At 60.5% G+C, this 18,863-nt stretch carries 18 protein-coding genes and 3 tRNA genes; 10 read left to right on the plus strand and 11 right to left on the minus strand.

Going from position 1 to position 18,863, the window contains the following annotated elements; translation table 11 throughout:
- Positions 1-10 precede the first annotated feature (10 nt).
- From V5E97_RS15890 to V5E97_RS15930, 9 genes are all read left to right on the plus strand, one after another.
- Positions 11-325 carry an acyl carrier protein gene (locus tag V5E97_RS15890; RefSeq protein WP_406700279.1) on the plus strand — a complete coding sequence of 105 codons (315 nt, stop codon included), beginning with the start codon at positions 11-13 and terminating at the stop codon, positions 323-325.
- Positions 326-401: 76 nt separating this feature from the next.
- Positions 402-1,298, plus strand: a complete 897-nt coding sequence (locus V5E97_RS15895) for an alpha/beta fold hydrolase (protein ID WP_406700280.1) — start codon at positions 402-404, stop codon at positions 1,296-1,298.
- 4 nt (positions 1,299-1,302) lie between these two features.
- The gene (locus V5E97_RS15900; protein WP_406700281.1) at positions 1,303-2,106 is read left to right on the plus strand and encodes an SDR family NAD(P)-dependent oxidoreductase; all 804 of its coding nucleotides are present in this window, start codon (positions 1,303-1,305) and stop codon (positions 2,104-2,106) included.
- Positions 2,107-2,445: 339 nt separating this feature from the next.
- Complete coding sequence (locus V5E97_RS15905) at positions 2,446-2,979, plus strand: class I SAM-dependent methyltransferase (protein WP_406701168.1); 534 nt, start codon at positions 2,446-2,448, stop codon at positions 2,977-2,979.
- Positions 2,970-3,809 carry a methyltransferase domain-containing protein gene (locus tag V5E97_RS15910; RefSeq protein ID WP_406700282.1) on the plus strand — a complete coding sequence of 280 codons (840 nt, stop codon included), beginning with the start codon at positions 2,970-2,972 and terminating at the stop codon, positions 3,807-3,809. Before V5E97_RS15905 ends, V5E97_RS15910 begins: the two co-directional genes overlap by 10 nt.
- Before the next feature lie 34 nt (positions 3,810-3,843).
- The gene (locus V5E97_RS15915) at positions 3,844-4,968 is read left to right on the plus strand and encodes an ABC transporter permease (protein ID WP_406700283.1); all 1,125 of its coding nucleotides are present in this window, start codon (positions 3,844-3,846) and stop codon (positions 4,966-4,968) included.
- Positions 4,961-5,641 carry an ABC transporter ATP-binding protein gene (locus tag V5E97_RS15920; protein ID WP_406700284.1) on the plus strand — a complete coding sequence of 227 codons (681 nt, stop codon included), beginning with the start codon at positions 4,961-4,963 and terminating at the stop codon, positions 5,639-5,641. The genes V5E97_RS15915 and V5E97_RS15920 overlap by 8 nt, the downstream gene beginning before the upstream one ends.
- Before the next feature lie 140 nt (positions 5,642-5,781).
- Positions 5,782-7,896 (plus strand): 3-keto-alpha-glucoside-1,2-lyase-like domain-containing protein, encoded by a 2,115-nt coding sequence (locus V5E97_RS15925; protein WP_406700285.1) that lies wholly within the window; start codon positions 5,782-5,784, stop codon positions 7,894-7,896.
- Between the two features lie 86 nt (positions 7,897-7,982).
- On the plus strand, positions 7,983-9,056 hold the full coding sequence (locus V5E97_RS15930) for a heme-binding protein (protein ID WP_406700286.1): 1,074 nt from the start codon (positions 7,983-7,985) through the stop codon (positions 9,054-9,056).
- Positions 9,057-9,236: 180 nt separating this feature from the next.
- Here V5E97_RS15930 and ispH read toward each other — a convergent pair whose 3' ends face one another.
- From ispH to V5E97_RS15950, 4 genes are all read right to left on the minus strand, one after another.
- Complete coding sequence (gene ispH, locus V5E97_RS15935; protein WP_406700287.1) at positions 9,237-10,091, minus strand: 4-hydroxy-3-methylbut-2-enyl diphosphate reductase; 855 nt, start codon at positions 10,089-10,091, stop codon at positions 9,237-9,239.
- A gap of 86 nt (positions 10,092-10,177) precedes the next feature.
- Entirely contained in the window at positions 10,178-10,570 is a 393-nt protein-coding gene (locus tag V5E97_RS15940; protein WP_406700288.1) for a transcriptional regulator, read from the minus strand.
- A complete protein-coding gene (locus tag V5E97_RS15945; RefSeq protein ID WP_406700289.1) occupies positions 10,563-11,087 on the minus strand; it encodes a hypothetical protein in 525 nt (174 codons plus the stop codon). The genes V5E97_RS15940 and V5E97_RS15945 overlap by 8 nt, the downstream gene beginning before the upstream one ends.
- Positions 11,088-11,550: 463 nt before the next feature.
- Entirely contained in the window at positions 11,551-12,699 is a 1,149-nt protein-coding gene (locus V5E97_RS15950; RefSeq protein WP_406700290.1) for an RNA-guided endonuclease InsQ/TnpB family protein, read from the minus strand.
- Between the two features lie 325 nt (positions 12,700-13,024).
- On the opposite strand from V5E97_RS15950, the gene V5E97_RS15955 reads away from it, so the two are divergent.
- Positions 13,025-14,386: a hemolysin family protein gene (locus V5E97_RS15955; protein WP_406700291.1), complete on the plus strand. Its 1,362-nt coding sequence runs from the start codon at positions 13,025-13,027 to the stop codon at positions 14,384-14,386.
- A 550-nt stretch (positions 14,387-14,936) separates the two neighbouring features.
- On the opposite strand, the gene V5E97_RS15960 is transcribed toward V5E97_RS15955, so the two are convergent.
- The 7 genes from V5E97_RS15960 to rpsB all read right to left on the minus strand — a co-directional run bounded on the left by V5E97_RS15960 (position 14,937) and on the right by rpsB (position 18,773).
- Positions 14,937-15,010, minus strand: a tRNA-Val gene (locus V5E97_RS15960).
- A gap of 99 nt (positions 15,011-15,109) precedes the next feature.
- Positions 15,110-15,183, minus strand: a tRNA-Val gene (locus V5E97_RS15965).
- Between the two features lie 92 nt (positions 15,184-15,275).
- A tRNA-Val gene (locus V5E97_RS15970) sits at positions 15,276-15,349 on the minus strand.
- 88 nt (positions 15,350-15,437) lie between these two features.
- Entirely contained in the window at positions 15,438-15,998 is a 561-nt protein-coding gene (frr, locus tag V5E97_RS15975; RefSeq protein WP_406700292.1) for a ribosome recycling factor, read from the minus strand.
- A gap of 113 nt (positions 15,999-16,111) precedes the next feature.
- Positions 16,112-16,870 (minus strand): UMP kinase, encoded by a 759-nt coding sequence (gene pyrH, locus V5E97_RS15980; RefSeq protein ID WP_406700293.1) that lies wholly within the window; start codon positions 16,868-16,870, stop codon positions 16,112-16,114.
- 88 nt (positions 16,871-16,958) lie between these two features.
- Positions 16,959-17,570 (minus strand): elongation factor Ts, encoded by a 612-nt coding sequence (gene tsf / locus V5E97_RS15985; protein WP_406700294.1) that lies wholly within the window; start codon positions 17,568-17,570, stop codon positions 16,959-16,961.
- A 189-nt stretch (positions 17,571-17,759) separates the two neighbouring features.
- The gene (gene rpsB / locus V5E97_RS15990) at positions 17,760-18,773 is read right to left on the minus strand and encodes a 30S ribosomal protein S2 (protein ID WP_406700295.1); all 1,014 of its coding nucleotides are present in this window, start codon (positions 18,771-18,773) and stop codon (positions 17,760-17,762) included.
- Positions 18,774-18,863 lie beyond the last annotated feature (90 nt).

Below are 18,863 nucleotides of genomic sequence, written 5' to 3' on the forward strand. Positions count from 1 at the left end.
GAAGACGGCCATGAGCCAGCCCACCCGCGCTTCGATCAACGCCGACGTTGCCAAGATCCTGAGTCATTTTGAGGGACGAGAGTATTCGGGCGAGATCGATTCCGAGACCCGTTTTTTCGCGGACTTGGGGCTCGCCTCGATCGACGCGGTCGTCCTCGGCGAACAACTTCAAAACCACTATGGTCGACCTCTGCCCTTCGGCGACTTGATGGCCGCCCTTGGCCAGAGGTCCGATCGCGACCTGAGGATCGGTGAACTGGTTGATTTCCTGGTCAAACACCTCGTGACCGGAACCGACTCGACGAGCGGATCCGAAGCGGATTGAGCGACGAGAGTCGCGCGGAGCGGGGGGCTGCTCACCTGGTACCGGATCGGACTGACGCATCTTATTAGGCGGTTTCATGCCATTTTCTACGCTGAATGGTCTTCGGTTTCATTATCAGCAGGCGGGCGAAGGTCCCGACCTGGTTCTGATTCATGGCGTGACGGGTGACCTGTCGATCTGGTTCCTCTGCCAGGCGATTCAGACGCTGAGCTCGGCCCGCCGCGTGACGGCCTATGACCTCCGGGGGCACGGTTACAGCGATGCCCCGCCGACTGGCTATACTTCGGCCGATCACGCGGCCGATCTGTTCGCGTTGATGGATGACCGTGGTATTGAACGCGCAACGTTGGTGGGCCACAGCTTTGGTGGAGTGATCGCGCTGCACGCGGCGGTGCTCGCCCCGGAGCGAGTTGATGCCGTCGTGCTCTCCGACCCTTACTTTCCAGCGCTCCGTCACCTGGAAGATGTGAGCCGCTGGGGGCACTGGCAATCGTTCTGCGACGAAGCCAGGCGTGCGGGGGTTGAGCTGTCGGATGAGCATTGGTACGACCTGGGGCGATTCTTCGATCAAGTTGTCGACCTCGAAGGTGATCGACTGCTTCAGTTCCGCCGTGAAGTGGGACTCCCTGCACTGAACCGCCTCCTTCGGCTCGGTGGAACCACCTGCGGTGACGACACGAAAGTCGAAGCCGGTTTAACGGCGGAACTGATCGCGAGCGTCGCGGTTCCTTCGTTGGCTCTCTACGGCGAATTTTCTCCGTTCCTCGCCACCGCGCAATATCTTGTGGAGCATCTGCCCAACTGCCGGAGTGAGATCGTTCCGGCTGCCAAGCATCGCGCCCCGGAAGAGAACCCACCGGAGTTTCTCTCCCGGCTCCGTAACTTCATCGAGTCCTTGCCTGGAGCAGCCTCCTCGTCCGGACCCGGCGGATCGGTCTCGGAGTCGTCCCAGCCCACTTGCGGAACGAGATGAGATCATGAAAGCAGGCCAAACTGTGGGCAAGAACGAAGGTCAGGTCATCCTGTTGACGGGGGCCGCCCAGGGGATCGGTCGCGCCACAGCCAAGGCGCTCGCCGCTCGCGGATATCGGCTGGGTCTGATGGACCGATACGGCGAACCCTTGGAGACGCTCGAGGCGGAGCTCAAGAATCAGACGGGCATTGCCACGGCACAGGTCGACGTCTGCGACGCCTTGAGCTTGAAACGAGCCGTCGAGAGCTTGGAGGAACGCCTCGGGCCGACCGAGATCCTTGTGGCCTGTGCGGGGGTAGGAACCTCATCGAATGCCCTCGACCTGGATGTGGACGGATTTCGCCGGATGCTTGAGGTGAACGTCGTGGGAGTGGCCCACTCGATCGACGCCGTCTTGCCGGGCATGTTCGCACGCAAGGCTGGACATATCGTGGGGATTTCGAGCGTGGCCGGGTACCGCGGCATGCCCTGGATGCCTGGCTACTCGGCTTCCAAAGCCGCCCTCACCACTTATCTCGAAGCCTTGCGCCCGGCCCTCAAGCGGCGCGGGGTGACGATCACGACGGTCTATCCCGGATTTGTGAGAACGGGAATGACTCTCAACACCAGCTTTCGCAACCCGGTGCCGATGCTCGAGGCCGAACAAGCCGCCGCGTATCTCGTCCGGGCGATCGTCCGCCGTCCTCGTGACTACACCTTTCCGCTCGGGACCGCGATCGGCATGGACATTCTCCGCCGGTTGCCCTGTCGGCTTTTCGACTGGGTGATGGATCGCGCGGGGCCGCGGGCATTGACGACTGAATTCTAACACAGGTCAGGCCACCCACCCGTGCCCGAGGCTCTCAAGATCAACGCCGGAACCATTCCCACCGCGATCGAGTTGGCGTGTTGCCTTGCTTGCGGGCACCAACTTGAGGGGCGCGAGACTTGCGCGTCATGTGGTCGTGAACATCCCGAGGTGGAGGGAATCCTCCACGCGATTGGCCCTCTCTCGGGCACGAATCGCATTGCGGCCCACTTCTATGATGGCCCGAACTGGCAACGCTTTCGTCCTTGGGAGCAGCTCTTTCTCTGGTTCCAAGGCCCCGGCCCAAGAGGGGCGAGGCGGCAGATCCTTCGCCATCTTCCTCAGCGAACGCGGGCCCGAGTGCTCGAAGTTGGCATCGGGGACGGCGAAAATGTGCCGTTGCTTCCCGCGACCTGGGAACTCTACGGTGTCGATATCGCGCGAACTCAATTGGCTGCCTGCCGCGATCGCTATCCGAGCATGTCGAGGCGCTTGGTCTGGGCCGAAGGGGAGTCACTTCCGTTCGCGGATCAATCGTTCGACGCCGTCTACACGATCGGAGGATTCAACTACTTCCGCGATCAGGCGCAGGCGTTTCGCGAGATGCAGCGCGTGGCACGGCCCGAGGCGCCCGTGATCGTCGCCGATGAGATTCCCGAGTTGTATCGCTTTGCTCCCGGCCACGCACTCGGCATCGAGGCGATCGACAGTTGGGGGCTTCGTCTGATGGGGCTCGACGCCGACTTCATCGATATGGTCTTGAATTGCCGAGCGGACGTTAACTCCCTGGCACGCGACGTTTTCCCGGGACATCGTCGCTTTCCGATCTGGAACCGCCTTGGATATTGTCTTGTGAATCCCGATCCCCGGAGAGGACCTGCGTTATGTCGGTGACGACGCCGAACCCGACAGCCGATTGGAAAACGGACCCCAATCCGCTGCGATGCCCGGACTGCGGTGGTCTGTTCGCTCCCGTGGAGACTGGTCTCGCGTGCGCAGGGTGCCAACGCGTCTATCCGATTCGCGACGGGATCCTGGTCGTGAAGGACGAGCCAACGGCCGACAACCTGATCGCACGCGATTTCTACAACAGTTCGCTCTGGCCGAAATTCCGGTTCTGGGAGTGGTTCTTCTTCGTCTGCAACGGTGGCGAGCGGCGCTCTCGCAACGTCATCTTGAAGCATCTTCCCAAGCAAGACCGCCTCAAATTGCTCGACGTTGCCATCGGCGACGGCGTCTACCACTCCTGGCTTCCCCAGGACTGGAGCGTGGTCGGAATCGATGTTTCCACCAGCCAACTTGCGGCCTGTCAGCGACGCAACGCCGGCCGAGACCTGCGCTTGATCCTTGGCGAAGCGGAGTCCCTGCCGTTTCAGGATGATGCCTTCGACGCAGTCCTGAGCATCGGAGGCTTCAATCATTTCAACGACCCCGAGGCCTCGCTCCGTGAGATGGTCCGGGTCGCGCGTCCTGGCGCTCCGATCGTGATTTCCGACGAGTCTCCCAACTTGACCGACCGGATGATCGGCCACAAACTAGGCATGCCGGGGATCGACCGCTGGGTGGTCTCGCGACTGATGAACCTTGGCGATGCGTTCACCGATCTGGTCGAGCGCAATCGACATATTGACATTGCCGAGATTGGTCGTCGCGTTCTCAAGGACAGCCAATATCAGGTCATCTGGCGTGGTGGCGGCTATGTGATGGTCGGGCAAGCCCCCTGAATTCCGAGGTCGAGTCGATCGCTTTTGGAGCATCATGCGTTTCACGACATTGATCGCCAAGAATCTCGTACGTCGCGGCGTCCGGACCATCCTGACGATCGTCGGGCTGTCGATCGGAATCGCGGCGGTGGTGGCCATGCTCGGGATTGCCTGGGGCTTCGAACGGTCGTTCCTCGCGATCAACGAGGCGAAGGGAATCGACCTGATGGTGGTTCGCGCGGGGGTGAGCGACAAGCTGACCAGTAGCTTGGATGAATCGCTCGCCGGGGATCTGCAACGCATCCCAGGGGTACGCGAGGTGGCCGGTTCGTACATGGACGTCGTCTCGTTCGAGGATGCGAATCTTGTCAGTGTGCTGGTCAACGGCTGGGAGCCGGGAAGTATCCTTTTCCGGGGGATCCGAATCCTCAAAGGTCGGGCGCTTGCCAAGGGAGACGGTCGAGCGACCGTGCTCGGGCGCGTCCTGGCCATCAATCTGGGCAAGTCCGTCGGTGATTCGCTCAATGTAGCCGGAGAAAAATTTGAAGTTGTGGGTATCTTTGAAAGTGATAGCTTGTTCGAGAACGGCGGATTGATCGTCCCCCGCTCCGTTCTTCAAAAGATGATGGGACGCGAGGGCAACGTCACCGGGTTCGTCGTGATGGCTACACCCAACGATCGCGGCTCGTTGGAGACGCTCCGGAAGCGAATCGAAGCGACGATCCCAGGGGTCGCGGCCGTCCCTTCCCGTGACTACGTTCAAGGCGATATCCGGATCCGGATGGTCAAGGCGATGGCTTGGACCACGTCGGCGATCGCCCTGGTTCTCGGATCGATCGGCGTCCTCAACACGATGATGATGACTGTTTTCGAGAGGACGGTTGAGATTGGCTTGCTTAGGGCTCTGGGGTGGCGTCGAAAGCGAGTGCTGGCGCTCATCCTTGGAGAAGCACTCGCGCTGGGGGTCGCGGGTGCGATTCTGGGCGTGATCCTCGGCTATCTGGAAATTCAGATTCTTTCGCGGATGCCAACGGCGAGTGGCTTCGTCTCGTCCGACTTCCCACCGGCTGTGATTGGGGTGGGTCTCACGCTCGGCGTCGGGCTGAGTCTCCTGGGCGGCGTCTACCCGGCCTTGAGAGGGGCAGCCATGCAACCGACCGAGGCGCTTCGCCATGAGTGACGGAACCGATCGAGAACTCCTCCGCGGCGAAGCTCTCACACGGGTCTACCCCGACGGAGCCGTTCAGGCGTTGCGTGGAGTTTCCATGGCCGTGGCCCGACACGAGTCGGTGGCAATCACGGGACCGAGCGGGTGTGGCAAGAGCACGTTGCTGCACCTCCTGGGTGGCCTGGACCGGCCCACTTCGGGAGAGGTCTACTTCGACGGGACTCGGCTGCAAGAACTCGATCTCGATACCTTCCACGCCCGGCGCATCGGCTTCATCTTCCAGTCGTTCCACCTCCTGCCTACCCTCACGGCGGCGGAGAACGTGCAGGTTCCCATGTTCGAGGGCCCTTGGCCCCGCCTCGAACGCGCCGCGCGGGCGGAGCGCCTCCTCGAGGAAGTCGGCCTCGCTCACCGACGTAAGCATCTGCCCAGTAGGCTCTCGGTGGGCGAACGCCAGCGCGTCGCGATCGCTCGTGCCCTCGCCAACGAGCCGACCCTGATCCTGGCCGATGAGCCGACCGGCAACCTCGATAGCGTCACTCAGACCGAGGTCCTCGAACTACTCAACCGGCTGCGCCGCGAACGTTCGCTGACGCTCATCGTCGTGACCCATAGCCCGGAGGTGGCCGCCTGGGCCGATCGGATCCTCAAACTTCGCGACGGTCTTGTGATTGATCATGATTGAATGATTGGTGAAAGGAAGCTGTTGCCAGTTCAAACCCGGTGAACTCAAGCGTGAAACGGTTGCCGGGACCGCCTGGGCCTGGCAGACTGGTCCGAATTGAGCAGGGCTGGACCCAGTCTGAAGTCGTTTGGAGTTTCACCATGAAGTGGAAATTCTTGATCCTGGCCGCCTGGGCCATCGTGGCGGCGCCGAACGTTCGGGCGCAATCGGCTGAGCAGCCTGAACGCACCGCCGCATACGTGGAGGCGTTTCAGAACCCTGATGGGGGATTTGGCGCGAAGGCGGGTGGACCGTCGACCTTGGGTTCAACCTCCTCGGCCATCCGCGTCTTGAAGAACGTCGGTGGCTCGATCCCCGATGTTCTGGCCTGCGTGAACTATGTCAAGTCGTGCCGCGACTCCGCGAGTGGCGGCTTTGCACCGACCCCCGGCGGCAAGCCTGATGTCCGGACGACGGCTGTTGGCCTGATGGCCGTCGCCGAGCTCTTGATCGCCGACGACGAGACGACGGCCGCCGCAATCGACTACTTCTCGAAGAACGTCAAGGATTTCGAGGAGCTCCGGATTGCGGTCGCGGGCCTCGAGTCGGTCAATAAGTCCTCGCCCGACTTCGCGAAGTGGATCAAGCAGGTCGAGGAGATGCGCAACCCGGACGGCACGTTCGGCAAAGGGGCCGGCCAGGCCCGCGACACCGGAGGCGCTGCGGTGGCCCTGCTCCGGATGGGGGTTAAACTCGATCAACGCGAGGCGATCCTGACGGCGTTGCGGGCGGGCCAGCGAAGCGACGGAGCCTGGTCGAAAGGCGAAGGCCCTTCGGACCTCGAGGCGACCTACCGGATCATGCGGGCCTTTTTCATGCTCAAGGAGGCTCCCGATCTCGACACGTTGCGCGGTTTCATCGACCGGTGCCGGAAGGATGATGGAAGCTATTCGACCGTACCGGGTGGTGACGCCGACCTGGGAGGTACTTACTACGCCACGACCGTTCTCCGCTGGGTCAAGATCCTCGGCGGGGAACCAGGGCTGGTCGAGACGGCTGGCTTTGTGCCGCTTTTTAATGGCAAGGATCTTTCCGGTTGGGAAGGAGACAAATCCCTCTGGTCGGCCCGCCACGGCATGATCGTCGGAACGTCTCCCGGAATCAAACACAACGACTTCCTCGCTACCGAGAAGTCTTATGGCGACTTCACCCTGAAGCTCTCATTCCGGCTCATTGGAGCCGACGGAAGCAATAGCGGAGTCCAGTTTCGAAGCGTCCGCATCCCGGGTCATGAAATGTCGGGCTACCAGGCCGACATTGGCCATAACTACTGGGGATGCCTCTACGATGAGTCGCGCCGCAACAAGATCCTCGCCAAGGGATCGGACAAGGCAATCGAGGCGCTTCACAAGAACGGCTGGAATCACTACGTCATCCGCGTCATGGGTTCTAAGATCGTGTTGACGCTCAACGGAGTCACTTCGGTCTCCTACGTGGAACCCGACGAAACCATCGCGCGGACCGGTCGCATCGGACTTCAAATTCATGCCGGCGGCCCGATGGATGTTCAGTTCAAGGATGTCTTGATTCAGGCCTTGCCCGAGCCGACGGCCGGTCGGCCGGCCGAACCCGGTTTCCATTTACGGACCGTCAAGGCCGAGGATGGGGAGCGGAAGTATTCGGTCTCGCTCCCGCCGGGCTACGACGGCTCGAAGGTATTCCCGGTCGTCATGTTCTTGCATGGCTCGGGAGAGCGCGGTGACGACGGAATCGTCTCAGCCCAGGTTGGCCTCGGTTCCGCTGTTTTCGGACGACCCGAGGATTACCCGTTCATCGCGGTCTACCCTCAGGCGAAAAAGACGTGGAAAGCCGATTCCGAAGACAGTAAAGCGGCCCTGGCCGCCCTGGACGATGTGTTGAAGACGTTCAAGGCCGACCCGAAACGTGTGGCACTCACCGGCCTTTCCATGGGCGGATCCGGCTCGTGGGATTTGGCTGCGACCCATCCCGAGCGCTTTGTTGCCGTTGCGCCAATCTGCGGACAGGGATCGGTGGAGTCGGCCGTTAAGCTGAAGTCGGTTCCGGTCTGGGTGCTTGTCGGCGATGCCGACGGTCGCCAGACGGTGATCAATGGCCGTGAGATGACGAAGGCCCTTCGCGATGCGGGAGCCAAGGTCAAAGCGACCGAGTATCGCGGTGTGCCTCACAACAGTTGGGATCGTGCCTATCACGATCCGGCGCTCCTCAAGTGGCTGATCAGCCACCTGACGCAATAATGATCCAAGGGCCTCGATTCTCGAGCGCAATTGCTCATCGAGGCCCTTTTGTCCGATTCCGATCGCGAACCAGGAGCCCTCTCTCGATGAGAGTCAATCGTTGGTGCTCAGAGCGATGCCTGCTCACGTTCAGTCTTGGACTTCTGAGCCTCTTGACCTTTCCTCATCACGCCTCGAGTGACGAGCCGCTCGTGGAGTCGGCGGAGAAGGTCAGCCATATTATCGACAATGCGAAGATGTTCGATTCGCTGCTCGTGTCCTTCATCAACGCAGACCTCGAAACGCAGTCGAGAATCGCGAAGATCCCGATCTTGATCGAGACCGTGGACTCGCTCAACGGCAAGACCGTTGATGAAGCGATCAGCCAGAAAGTGCTCCCCCCCAAAGAGGATGGGATCTATATCCTGCTCGCCAAGAAAGAGAGGAAAATCGAAGTCCGGGTTTCGAAACCGTTCGAGAGTGTCGTTGGCGAGGCTGATCGGAAAGGGATTCGTGACGCCTTTATCGAAGGGCTTCGGAAGGGAAAACCCGAGGAAGCGGTCACCCTGGGTGTTCGGGTGCTCCAGCGTGCACTGCGCAAAGTCCGGAAGACCGAACTTGCGCCGGCGGAACCAGCGCCTGCAGAGGTTTCACCAAAGGCTGCTCTGCCCCATCCTGAGTCTTCACTTGTCGTGCGAAATCAGGTGAAGCTTGCTCTCTCAGGGGCCCGGCGGATTCTTGAGGGGGCCCAGGCGAAAGCGACCGAGCTGGGTTTGAAGGTGAATATCGCGGTCGTGGACGACGGCGGACATCTCCTTGCCTTCGCCCGAATGGATGGCGCTCGGCCCGCCAGCGGCTACACCGCCATCACCAAGGCCACGAGTGCGGCGACGTTCCGGCAGGAGACCGGCCCATCACCTCGTGGGACGACCACACCCGACCCACTGCTCAACCTCAGTTTGCAGAACGCAGCACTAGCCAGCGGCGGCAAGCTCACCACGCTTTTCGGTGGCGTTCCCGTGAGCGTGGACGACCAAATCATCGGGGGAGTGGGGGTTGGTGGGGGGACCGGTGAGCAGGACGCCATCGTCGCCAAAGCAGGAATTGAGGCGCTCCTCAGCGAGCTCAAGGCCAGCAGCCAGAGTCCGCCCTCCGCGGAGCCGGAAACGACCCAGCCTTGAGCTCTCGAACCCGAAGTCTTCCGAACGATCGAGGGGGTCGGGGGCATCTCGGGAGCAAGTCCGCTCACTCGGGCAAGCGAATCAATAGCCGAGATCAACGAGCCAAGGCCTTCCTTTACGGAAGGCCTTGGCATTTGATTCCACCGCCCTTATCCCCTCTGTCTTCGTGAGCGAATGCACTCAGGCCTCGACGTTTACCGTCATTTGCAACATCGCCTGATGGACCTCGTCGATGGTGGTGTCGAGAGTTGAAGTCCCGGCGGTGAGGCCGACGATCTCAAATCGCGAGAGCCACTCGGGGTCGAGATCGTTCGGTCCCTGGACGTGGATTGAAGGGATGCCACGTTCGTTACAGAGATGGGCCAGTTCACGGGTGTTGTTGGAATTTCTGCCCCCAACCACAACCATCGCCTCGACCTGCTCGATGAGTCGTTCCAAAGAGCGTTGATGTTCCTTGGTGGGCAAGCAGACGGTATCCACAAATCGAATCTCCGCCTCCGGATTGTGCCGGGCGATCGCCTCGCGGATCCGTTCGACGGTCCGCGCGGGGGCGGTCGTCTGGCAGACGATCCCGAGCCGGTCAGCGGGATATCGTTTGACCTCGTCTTCGGTCGAAACCACGTCGAACCGCTCGAGGTCTTCGATGATTCCCTGAACCTCGACGTGACCACGACGACCGATCAAGATTACGAAATATCCCTGCTTCTGCAACGAGAGCGCGGCTTGATGGGCCCGAGTGACCAGGGGACACGTGGTATCGACAATCCGTTTTCCAGCATCGGCCAGACGGGACCGTTCGCGATCGCTCACCCCGTGCGCGGTAATGAGCACAACTGGGGTCTCCGGGACCTCCTGCCGTGAGGTCTCGTCGGTCATGGCGAATCCGCTCGCATCGAGCTGGACCAACACTGTCTCGTTGTGAACCAGTTGCCCGTGAATGGTCACCGACTGCGGATCGGCAATCTTATGAATAATCTTGAGCGCATCTCTCACACCAAAGCACATTCCCATGACTTCGGCTCGAACGACCTTCATGATGCCTCCCTAATCTCGATCGCCGCAAGCTTTGTATTGCAAAGTTTACGGCGGCATTCCTCTGTCGGTGTTTCACCCGAGGTGTTTCAGGCGGGGAACCAGCCCTCGGCGAGAGAGCTTGCCGGTGTTGGTGCCGATTTGGCGGCGGTAAGCGCGTCGGCAACAACATTTTCAAGGACAGTGATGTAGTCGAGGAAACGCCGCCGCCCTTCCTCGGTGAGTCGACAAAGCGTCTGGGGTCGATTCTGCTGGAACCCTTTCCAGACCTCAAGGAGACCTGCTTCGTGAAGGACCTGGAGGTGTCGGCTCAGGTTGCCGTCTGTCAGGGCGCAGAGTTCTTTCAGGTCGGCGAAGACGAGTCCCTTGGGATGAGTCACGAGCGACGTCATGATCCCGAGCCGGGCCTTCTCATGAAAGACTCGTTCGAGCCCTTCGTAGGCGAATCGACCTGACGACTCATCATCCTTTGATTTACTCATCGCGACACTCCAATGTGCGATAGAGCACAGCCGCCGCGAGGAGTTGACCGACCCCGAAGGGGAGGCCCATGGCCCAGGGCGACAAGGCATGCTCTCCGTGTGCCAGTGCCAGGCACACAAGCCCAGTGGCGAGGTAAAACACGGCTACCCCGAACGTGGCGCGAGGCAAGAGGCGGCACGAGGCGAAAACTCCCAGGCTGAAGAGGATCTGCCACAGACCGGGCAACATCCAAAGGACTTCAGGGGCAAACCGGATCAACACGAACGTGAGGAGCCCACCGGCTACGAGACAGGGGATAAACTGCTCGACCGCCAGCCAGGTGATCTCACGCGTCCAAGGCGATGCCGAGTTGCGTACCCGAATGACCATCTCAGCCCCGGCTGCCACCGCGCTGATCACGGCCGCGCCAATCCAGAGACCGAGATAACTCGACAATTCCAGAGTCGGCTTGCGAATCCAGGCGAGCTGGAACCCGGCGCTCGCCAGGGCGAGAACGCCCGAAAAGGCAACCGGCATCGCTCGGATACCACGAAAAACCTCCGTCCGTGCCATTTGCAGGCGGATCTCGGAGATCTGAGTTAACGCATCCCGAAGTTCCATGGAGCGCCGTGTCTCTCGAGACCAAAAGGGCGACGTACGAACTCGTCCGATCCATTTCCTATCCGCTTTGTATCGTAAAGCGTGCACTGGCCGACGTCAAGCAGCGGCGGAATATTTTACCAGCCCGGCGCAGTTTTCAAACTGACAGAGCGCGGGCCAGAGGAGCGGTGATCCCAAATTCTTGTGCGGGAAGTCGTTGGATTTCTCCAAATGAGTCAAAAAAGATGCAGCCGCACTCAAACAAGGGGCTTTCGCGGAATCCTGAGAATCAGCGCGTTTTCGCCGCCGCTCGCCAGTTGGGCCGCCCAGAGCGGAGATTTCACGCGGTTCTCCGGCCGGACCGGCCGTAACGAATCCAAGCTCGTCATGAACTCCACGCCTAAAGGCGGGGGCTTGCCAAAACAGGCTTGCCAGTCGTCTCGACCGGGATTCGACCTCCGGTGTCAACAACGCCGACATTAGGGCACATGACTTTGCCCCGGTCACGAATGTTTCGGGCCGCGTTCCAGTCCGCGGCGAGTTCAAATCCACAATGCTTGCACACGAATTCATCCCGCGATTTCCGGTTAGCCATTTCGCAATGCCCGCACTCGGAGCATGTCCGAGACGTGTTGCGCGGGTCAACCGGAATGACGGGGATGCCTTCGGCGAGGGCCTTGTAGGCAATGAACTGCCTGAGCTGGTAGAACGCCCAACCCTTCATGCGAGATCGATCGGCTTTCCTGGCCGTTGTCCGCTGGCCAATGCCGCCGAGATCCTCGACGGCGATGGCGCTGGCGGTGTCTTTAGCCTTGGCAACGATCCGCTTGCTGATGACGTGGTTCTCGTTGGCTCGGAACCGGGCCTCTCTCTTGCTGATCTTCTTGAGTTTCCGCTTAGCGGACTTGGTGCCTTTTCGCTGACAGGTCTTCCTCGCTTGGCTGTACTTCCGGCGACAGGCGTCAACATCGGCCCCCGAGAAGTTCTCGCCATCATCCGTAGTGGCGAGGTTTTTTACCCCCATGTCGACCCCGATGGTCCCCTTTGTCTCGATCGACTCGGGAGCTTCGTCGGTCAACTGGACGTGGAGGAAGTAGGCACCGTCGCGACGCTTGACCAGGACAGCGGATGTCGGCTTACGGCCCTTGAGTGCCGCATTCTGTCGCTCGCCGAGCTTGGTGGTGAGCTTGACTCGACCCGACAGGAGCGTCAGGCCGAAGGTCCAGTTCCATTCGTGGAACGAGAAGATCCTCGCGTCGTAGTCGATCGATGCCGGCGCGAACGCCGAGTGCATTTTCGCGGAGACCTTAAGGGCGGCACAGGCGCGGGCGATGGCCCGGATCGCGAGGTTGGACGAAAGGCCGAATGTTTCGCGGATCTCCCGGTAGCAGGCGTGCTGGACCTTGACCTTGTTGGTGAAGCCGAGCGACCGGGCTGACTCGGCGGCGAAGTCGCAAGCCAACGCGAACGCCTTGAGTGTGGCGTCAATCTCGACGCGTTGCTCGGGGGTGGGCGTCAGCTTGCAGACGATAGTCTGGACGGTGTCCATGCGTTCAATTGTCTCGCATGGAGATCTCACATGCAAGGGCAAGATTCACGCGATTCCTCCCCACGGCTAAAGCCGGGGGCTTCCTCGCTAGATTTTGGTGAATCGTCGTTCACGAACCCGCGGGAGGGACCGTTGCGAGTCTCTCCGCAAGGATTGACAACCGAAAAAAAAGAGGGGGGCTTGGTCTCGCTGCCTAAATTCGTGGTGGGTGCAATGGTCGACTTCGATTATAGTGACTGTCTCCCCTAAGGACCGTCGTGACGGCGAATTGACTCGCTGTTCACACGAGCCATTCTCTTCTCGCCTTGAGCGGAAATACCCCTCGATGGGACTGACCGAGTTTTTGATCATCACCGGCCTGGTGTTCGTAAACGGGTTCTTCGTTGCCGCTGAGTTCGCACTGGTCAAAGTTCGAACCAGCCAGATCGATCAGCTAGTGGAGGAGGGGAACTGGGCGGCCAAGCTGGTGAGCCGGGCCCTCGATCATCTCGATGCGTACTTGTCGGCCTCCCAGGTCGGGATCACGGTTGCGAGCCTGGGACTCGGCTGGGCGATCGAAAAGCGAGTCGTCCACAATGTGGAAGTCTGGCTCGGCAAGCATCATATGGAGGGAACCCAGCTCTCCCTCGGTTTCTTCTCCCTCTCGGTGGTCTCGGCCGTGCCAATCGCGGCGTTTGCCTTCGTGACATTTTTGCACGTCGCACTCGGAGAGCAGGCTCCCAAAAGCCTGGCGATCCGTTCGGCCAAAATCGTCGCGCTTTGGACCGTGCCCCCACTGATGGCGATCTATTTCATCTTCTGGCCGGTCATCTGGCTGCTTAACAATGCAAGCAACCTGACTCTGAGGATGCTCGGCCTGGGTAGCACCGACGGGGCCGAGGTGTCGCATACGGAAGAGGAGCTCCGGCACATCGTTGCTGAGAGTGTCGCCGGCGGACACCTGTCCCGCAACGAACGGATCATGATCGAAAATGTCTTGAACCTGGAAGAGAAGACCGCCAGACGCATCATGGTGCCTCGCCCTGACATCGTGTACCTGAACCTCTCACGACCGGTTGAAGATAACCTTCGGGTGGCGCGCCAGGCCGGTCATACTCGGTATCCAATCTGCGAGGATGATCTCAACACCGTGATCGGAATGATCCACGTCAAGGATCTCTTCCGCGCGGGGGCCACGAGCAACGGACGGCCTGACCTACGGAAGTGGGCTCGTAAGGTGCCGTTCCTCCCCGAATCGCTCAAGCTCGATGACCTACTTGTTGAGTTTCAACGCAACAAGGTCCACCTCGCGATGCTGCTGGACGAGTATGGCAGTGTGGTCGGTATGGTGAGCCTGGAAAACGTTCTCGAAGAACTGGTCGGGCCAATCCAGGACGAGTTCGATCGAGAGGATCCCCAGGTGACTCTCCTTGGCAATGGGGTTTTCGAGGTCGATGCCACCTGCCCGCTCGATGTGCTCGCCGATCGTTGTGGTGTGAACGTCCCTGAAACCGAGGCCGAAACGGCCGGCGGCCTCATCCTCGACCTCCTGGGACGGCTGGCTAAAACGGGGGACAGCGTCCTCGTAGATAGCACGCGACTCGTCGTGATCCGCGCGGATCCAACACGAATTCGCCGCATTCGCGTCGAGCCTGTCGGAGACCTCTCCAACCGGGAGTCCAATGGCAGTGCGCCTCAGAGTGGCTGACCCTGACCGGCAGCGGATTCAGGAAGCCTCGAATCTCACGGTCGACCTGAATCCCCGCTCCAAAGCCAACACACGTGGAAATGCCGCGCACGTAGCACACAAGGGGCCGAGGAAGGGCAGGGGCAACTCACTCACAGCCTCAAACGGCTCCCCGGGCACCTCGCACTTGTCTCGATATGCCGGGGGCTAGCCCTGCCAGAGGAACAGCGGTTTCTCGTCGGGTGGCTCGAAGCTCGTGATGCAGGCATTCCGCGCAGGGATAGGCAACGATCAGGATGAGCCGGCGGCGTACGCAGTCCATTGCCGAACCGCTGTTGCTCACCTTATCGATGCTGTGCTCGAGCCGATCCGATTGCTCGCCCAGTTGAGGGGCGAATCACCAAGAAAAATGATCTGGCCCGAGGTGAGGACTTGCCCAGATCTCGACGCCAACACCGGGGGAGTTCTGGGGCGTTGTCCCAAGAACTACCCTGGCTCATCCCCAAAAAAAAGCCCCCCGATTGTGACAATCGGGGGGCTTCGTAAGTCTAAGGCTAACTAGACTTAAATATGGGCGATACAGGACTCGAACCTGTGACCCCCAGCGTGTCGAGCTGGTGCTCTAGCCAACTGAGCTAATCGCCCAACGAACAAGTGAACTGCAACCAACAATCAAACAAGGCCGGCTCTGAGTGGTCGGCTCAATCCTTCTGAAGTCTGTGGCTATCCAGACTTACTTGAATATGGGCGATACAGGACTCGAACCTGTGACCCCCAGCGTGTCGAGCTGGTGCTCTAGCCAACTGAGCTAATCGCCCGTCGAACAATCACATCGAAACCATCAAAAAGGACCGACAGTCATCGGTCGGTCCTTTCCATAAGTCTGTGGCTAGCTAGACTTACTTAAGTATGGGCGATACAGGACTCGAACCTGTGACCCCCAGCGTGTCGAGCTGGTGCTCTAGCCAACTGAGCTAATCGCCCGTCGAAGACACAACTATAGGGAAGAGAAGAAGCTGAGTCAAGGTGACTTCTGGAGGATTCGGTCCGGGCCAAGCCCGGATCGCGAACCTTAGACGTCGAGAATCTCGGTCGACTTCTTATCGGCCATCTCGTTGACTTTGGCTTCAAAACGCTTTGTCAGCGCCTGGGTCTCTTCCTTGCAGGTTTCCAGGTCGTCTTCGGTCAGAATCTTGTCGGTCTGTTCCTGATCCGCCTGCTTGTTGGCGTCGCGACGGATGTTGCGGATTGCGATTCGGGCTTCCTCGGAGAGATCCTTGACGCGGCTCACGAGCTTCTTGCGCTGCTCTACCGAGAGGGAGGGGACGTTGAGGCGGATGACTTTGTTGTCGGAATTAGGGGTCAGCCCAATATCGCTGGCCTGGATCGCCTTGACGATATCACCGAGAACGGTCTGATCAAAGGGGCGGATCAAGATTTGCTGAGGCTCTGGCGTGCTGAGGTTCGCCAGTTGCTTCAACGGGGTCGGGGACCCATAGTAGTCGACACGGATCGACTCGACGAGACCGACGCTGGCCCGTCCGGTGCGAACACCTCGAAGTTGGTCGGAGAGAAGGGCAAGGCTCTTCTCCATCCGCTCTTCCGCTTCGAGAGCAATTTCTTCGATACTCATGCGACACCTCTACAGCACAGGCTCAAACGAGGTGCTTGTTCCGAAGCACCTCGAATCAATCTTCTCATGGACGGACGTCACGATCAATCCGCACACCGCGGGAACGTTCGTGTTCAACGTTGCGGTCGGGGGGCGTTATTGATCCAGGTTCCGATCGGCTCGCCGGCGATGGCCCGCTCGATGTTCCCTTCCTTCTTGAAGTTAAACACGAGGATCGGCAAGTTGTTGTCCAGACACATGCCGATGGCGGTCATGTCCATCACTTTGAGGTCGTCACGCATGACCTGTTCGTAGGTCAAATTGTCGTAACGGACCGCATGCGGGTTCTTCTCGGGATCGGCCGAGTAAACCCCATCCACGCGTGTCGCCTTCATGAGCACCTCGACGCCGAGCTCTTTCCCTCGCAGGGCGGCCGCCGTGTCGGTGGTGACGAACGGGCTACCGGTTCCGGTGGCCAGGACCACCACTCTTCCGCGTGAGAGGTGGCTTAGCGCTCGACGGCGGATGAACGGCTCGGCAATCTCGTCCATCCGGATCGTGGTGAGCAGTCGCGACTCGCAGCCCAGGCCTTCGAGAGCATCCTGAAGGGCCAGACCATTGATGACAGTCGCCGTCATTCCCATGTAGTGGGCCGTCGCCTCTTTGATGACGTCGGAACCCCGCGACAGGGTCGCGCCTCGGAGGATATTTCCCCCGCCGACGACGATGGCCAACTCGACTCCGCGTGAGGCCACTCGCGACGCCTGGCGAGCGATTCGGCTCACTTCATCCACACTGATGCCCCCCTCGCCCGGCCGGCAGAAGCTCTCGCCGGAGAGTTTGAGGAGGACACGGCGGAAAACCGAGGGTCCGTAGGGGTATTCAGTTTCCATCGTCGTGTCCTGTGAACCTCAAAAAACCACGAGCCAGAACTGAGCCAGGGCAAGGGAGGGGAGTGGGATCCACCCAAAGGAGCGAGAGTTACTCGGCCGGGGCCGTGGTCCCTTCGCCGATGACGAAGCGTGCGAAACGTGAGATCGAGATGTTCTCACCGGTTCGGGCGTTAACAGCCAAGATCATTTCCTTGATCGACTGTGCGCCGTCTTTCACAAACTTCTGCTCCAACAACACCTTTTCTTCGTACCAGGCGTTGAGTTTGCCCTCGGCGATCTTCTCACGAACATTTTCCGGCTTGTCGGCCGCCTGGGCGATGAAGATCCGCTTCTGTTCTTCGACCTGATCGGCCGGCATCTCTTCGCGACGGACGCAGGTTGGGTTGGCGGCGACCACCTGGAGAGCGAGGTCCTTGGCCAGTGCACGGAACGCGTCGTTACGAGCCACGAAATCGGTTTCGCAGTTCACTTCGACCAATCCGCCCGACTTGCCATCGTGGTGGATGTAAACCTCGACCCGGCCGGCGGTGGTGGCACGTCCCGCGCGGTTCTCGGCATTCTTGCCGTGCTTTTCCTTAGCCAGGGACAAGGCCTTCTTCACATCCCCGTCGGCTTCTTTCAGGAGCGCTTTGCACTCCATCAAGCCAAGACCGGTTGTTTTGCGAAACTCATTGACAGCCTGAGCCGTGATCTCGGCCATCGGCGTTGCTCCTCAGCGCTGCAACACGGTCGATGGACGGGTCGTCCCGTCCTGGATTCGTGTCGTGATTCGGGTGGAATGAATTCGTCTGGACAAACCAGAGAAGAACAGCAAATGCAATATCTGAATTGACGCAATGGCCGCCGGTCCTTGGGGACCGGCGGCCGGATCAAACTTACGAGCGGCGGATTACTCCGCGGCGGGAGGAGGGCTTGCCTCGCCACCCGACTGCGGTGCGTCGGTCGTCGGAGTAACCGCGACCTCCGTGGGCGTTCCCTCGACCTCGGCCGGGGTCGCAACAACCTCGGCGGCAACCGCCGTGGCCCCTTCGGCTTCGGCGGGGGCGGCCTGCTCGGTCGCTTCGGCCGGACGTCCAGCGGCACGGACACCGGAGCGGCTCACGCCACCGGCCTGCCCGGGACCACCTCGTCCTGCTCCGGGACCGCCGCGACGGTCACCGCGACGATCACCGCGTCCTGGCCCTTGTGAGTCATTGGTCTCGCGGGGCGGCGGCTCGGCCGGAGCCATGGCCTTGCCTTCAATGATCGCGTCGGCGAGGTGGCGAATGACCAACTCGATCGAACGCATGCTGTCGTCGTTGCCGGGAATGGGCAGGTCGACCACGTCGGGGTCGCAGTCCGTATCCAGCAGGGCCACGACCTTGATGCCCAGCTTGCGGGCTTCGGCGACCGCGATGTGCTCGCGGTGCGGGTCGACCACGAACAGGGCTTCGGGCAGCCGGGCCATGTGGCGGATGCCGGAGAGGTTGCGGTCGATCTTGGTCCGCTCTCGGGTGAGCGTCGCGATCATTTTCTTGGAGTAGCTCAGAGCCTGCTCGCCGTCGAGGATCGACTCGAGTTCTTCCAGACGCTGGAGTCGGCTCCGGATCGTCCGGAAATTGGTGAGCGTACCACCCAACCAGCGCTCCGTGATGTACGGCATCTGGCAGCGGGTACATTCTTCAACGATGGTCTCGGCCGCTTGGCGCTTCGTTCCCACGAAGGCGATCAGCCCGTTCGACGCAGCCACGCGATGAAAGAATTTTGTCGCCCGAAGAAGACCTCTGACGGTTTCCTTCAAGTCGATGATATGAATCATGTTGCGCTTGCCGTAAATATACGGCTTCATCTTCGGGTTCCACCGGCTCGCCCTGTGGCCGAAGTGCACGCCGGCATCGATCAGCTCTTTCACCGCTAAAGGCACGTGATTGACCTCCGGATATCGTCTGATTTCAGGACCGATTATCTCACGAGCAAATGACCCGTGAGCGGTCTTGCTAAGGGAAGGAGAGAC

Origin of the sequence: Singulisphaera photorubra (assembly GCF_045290345.1) — a bacterium.
Lineage (GTDB): Bacteria > Planctomycetota > Planctomycetia > Isosphaerales > Isosphaeraceae > Singulisphaera.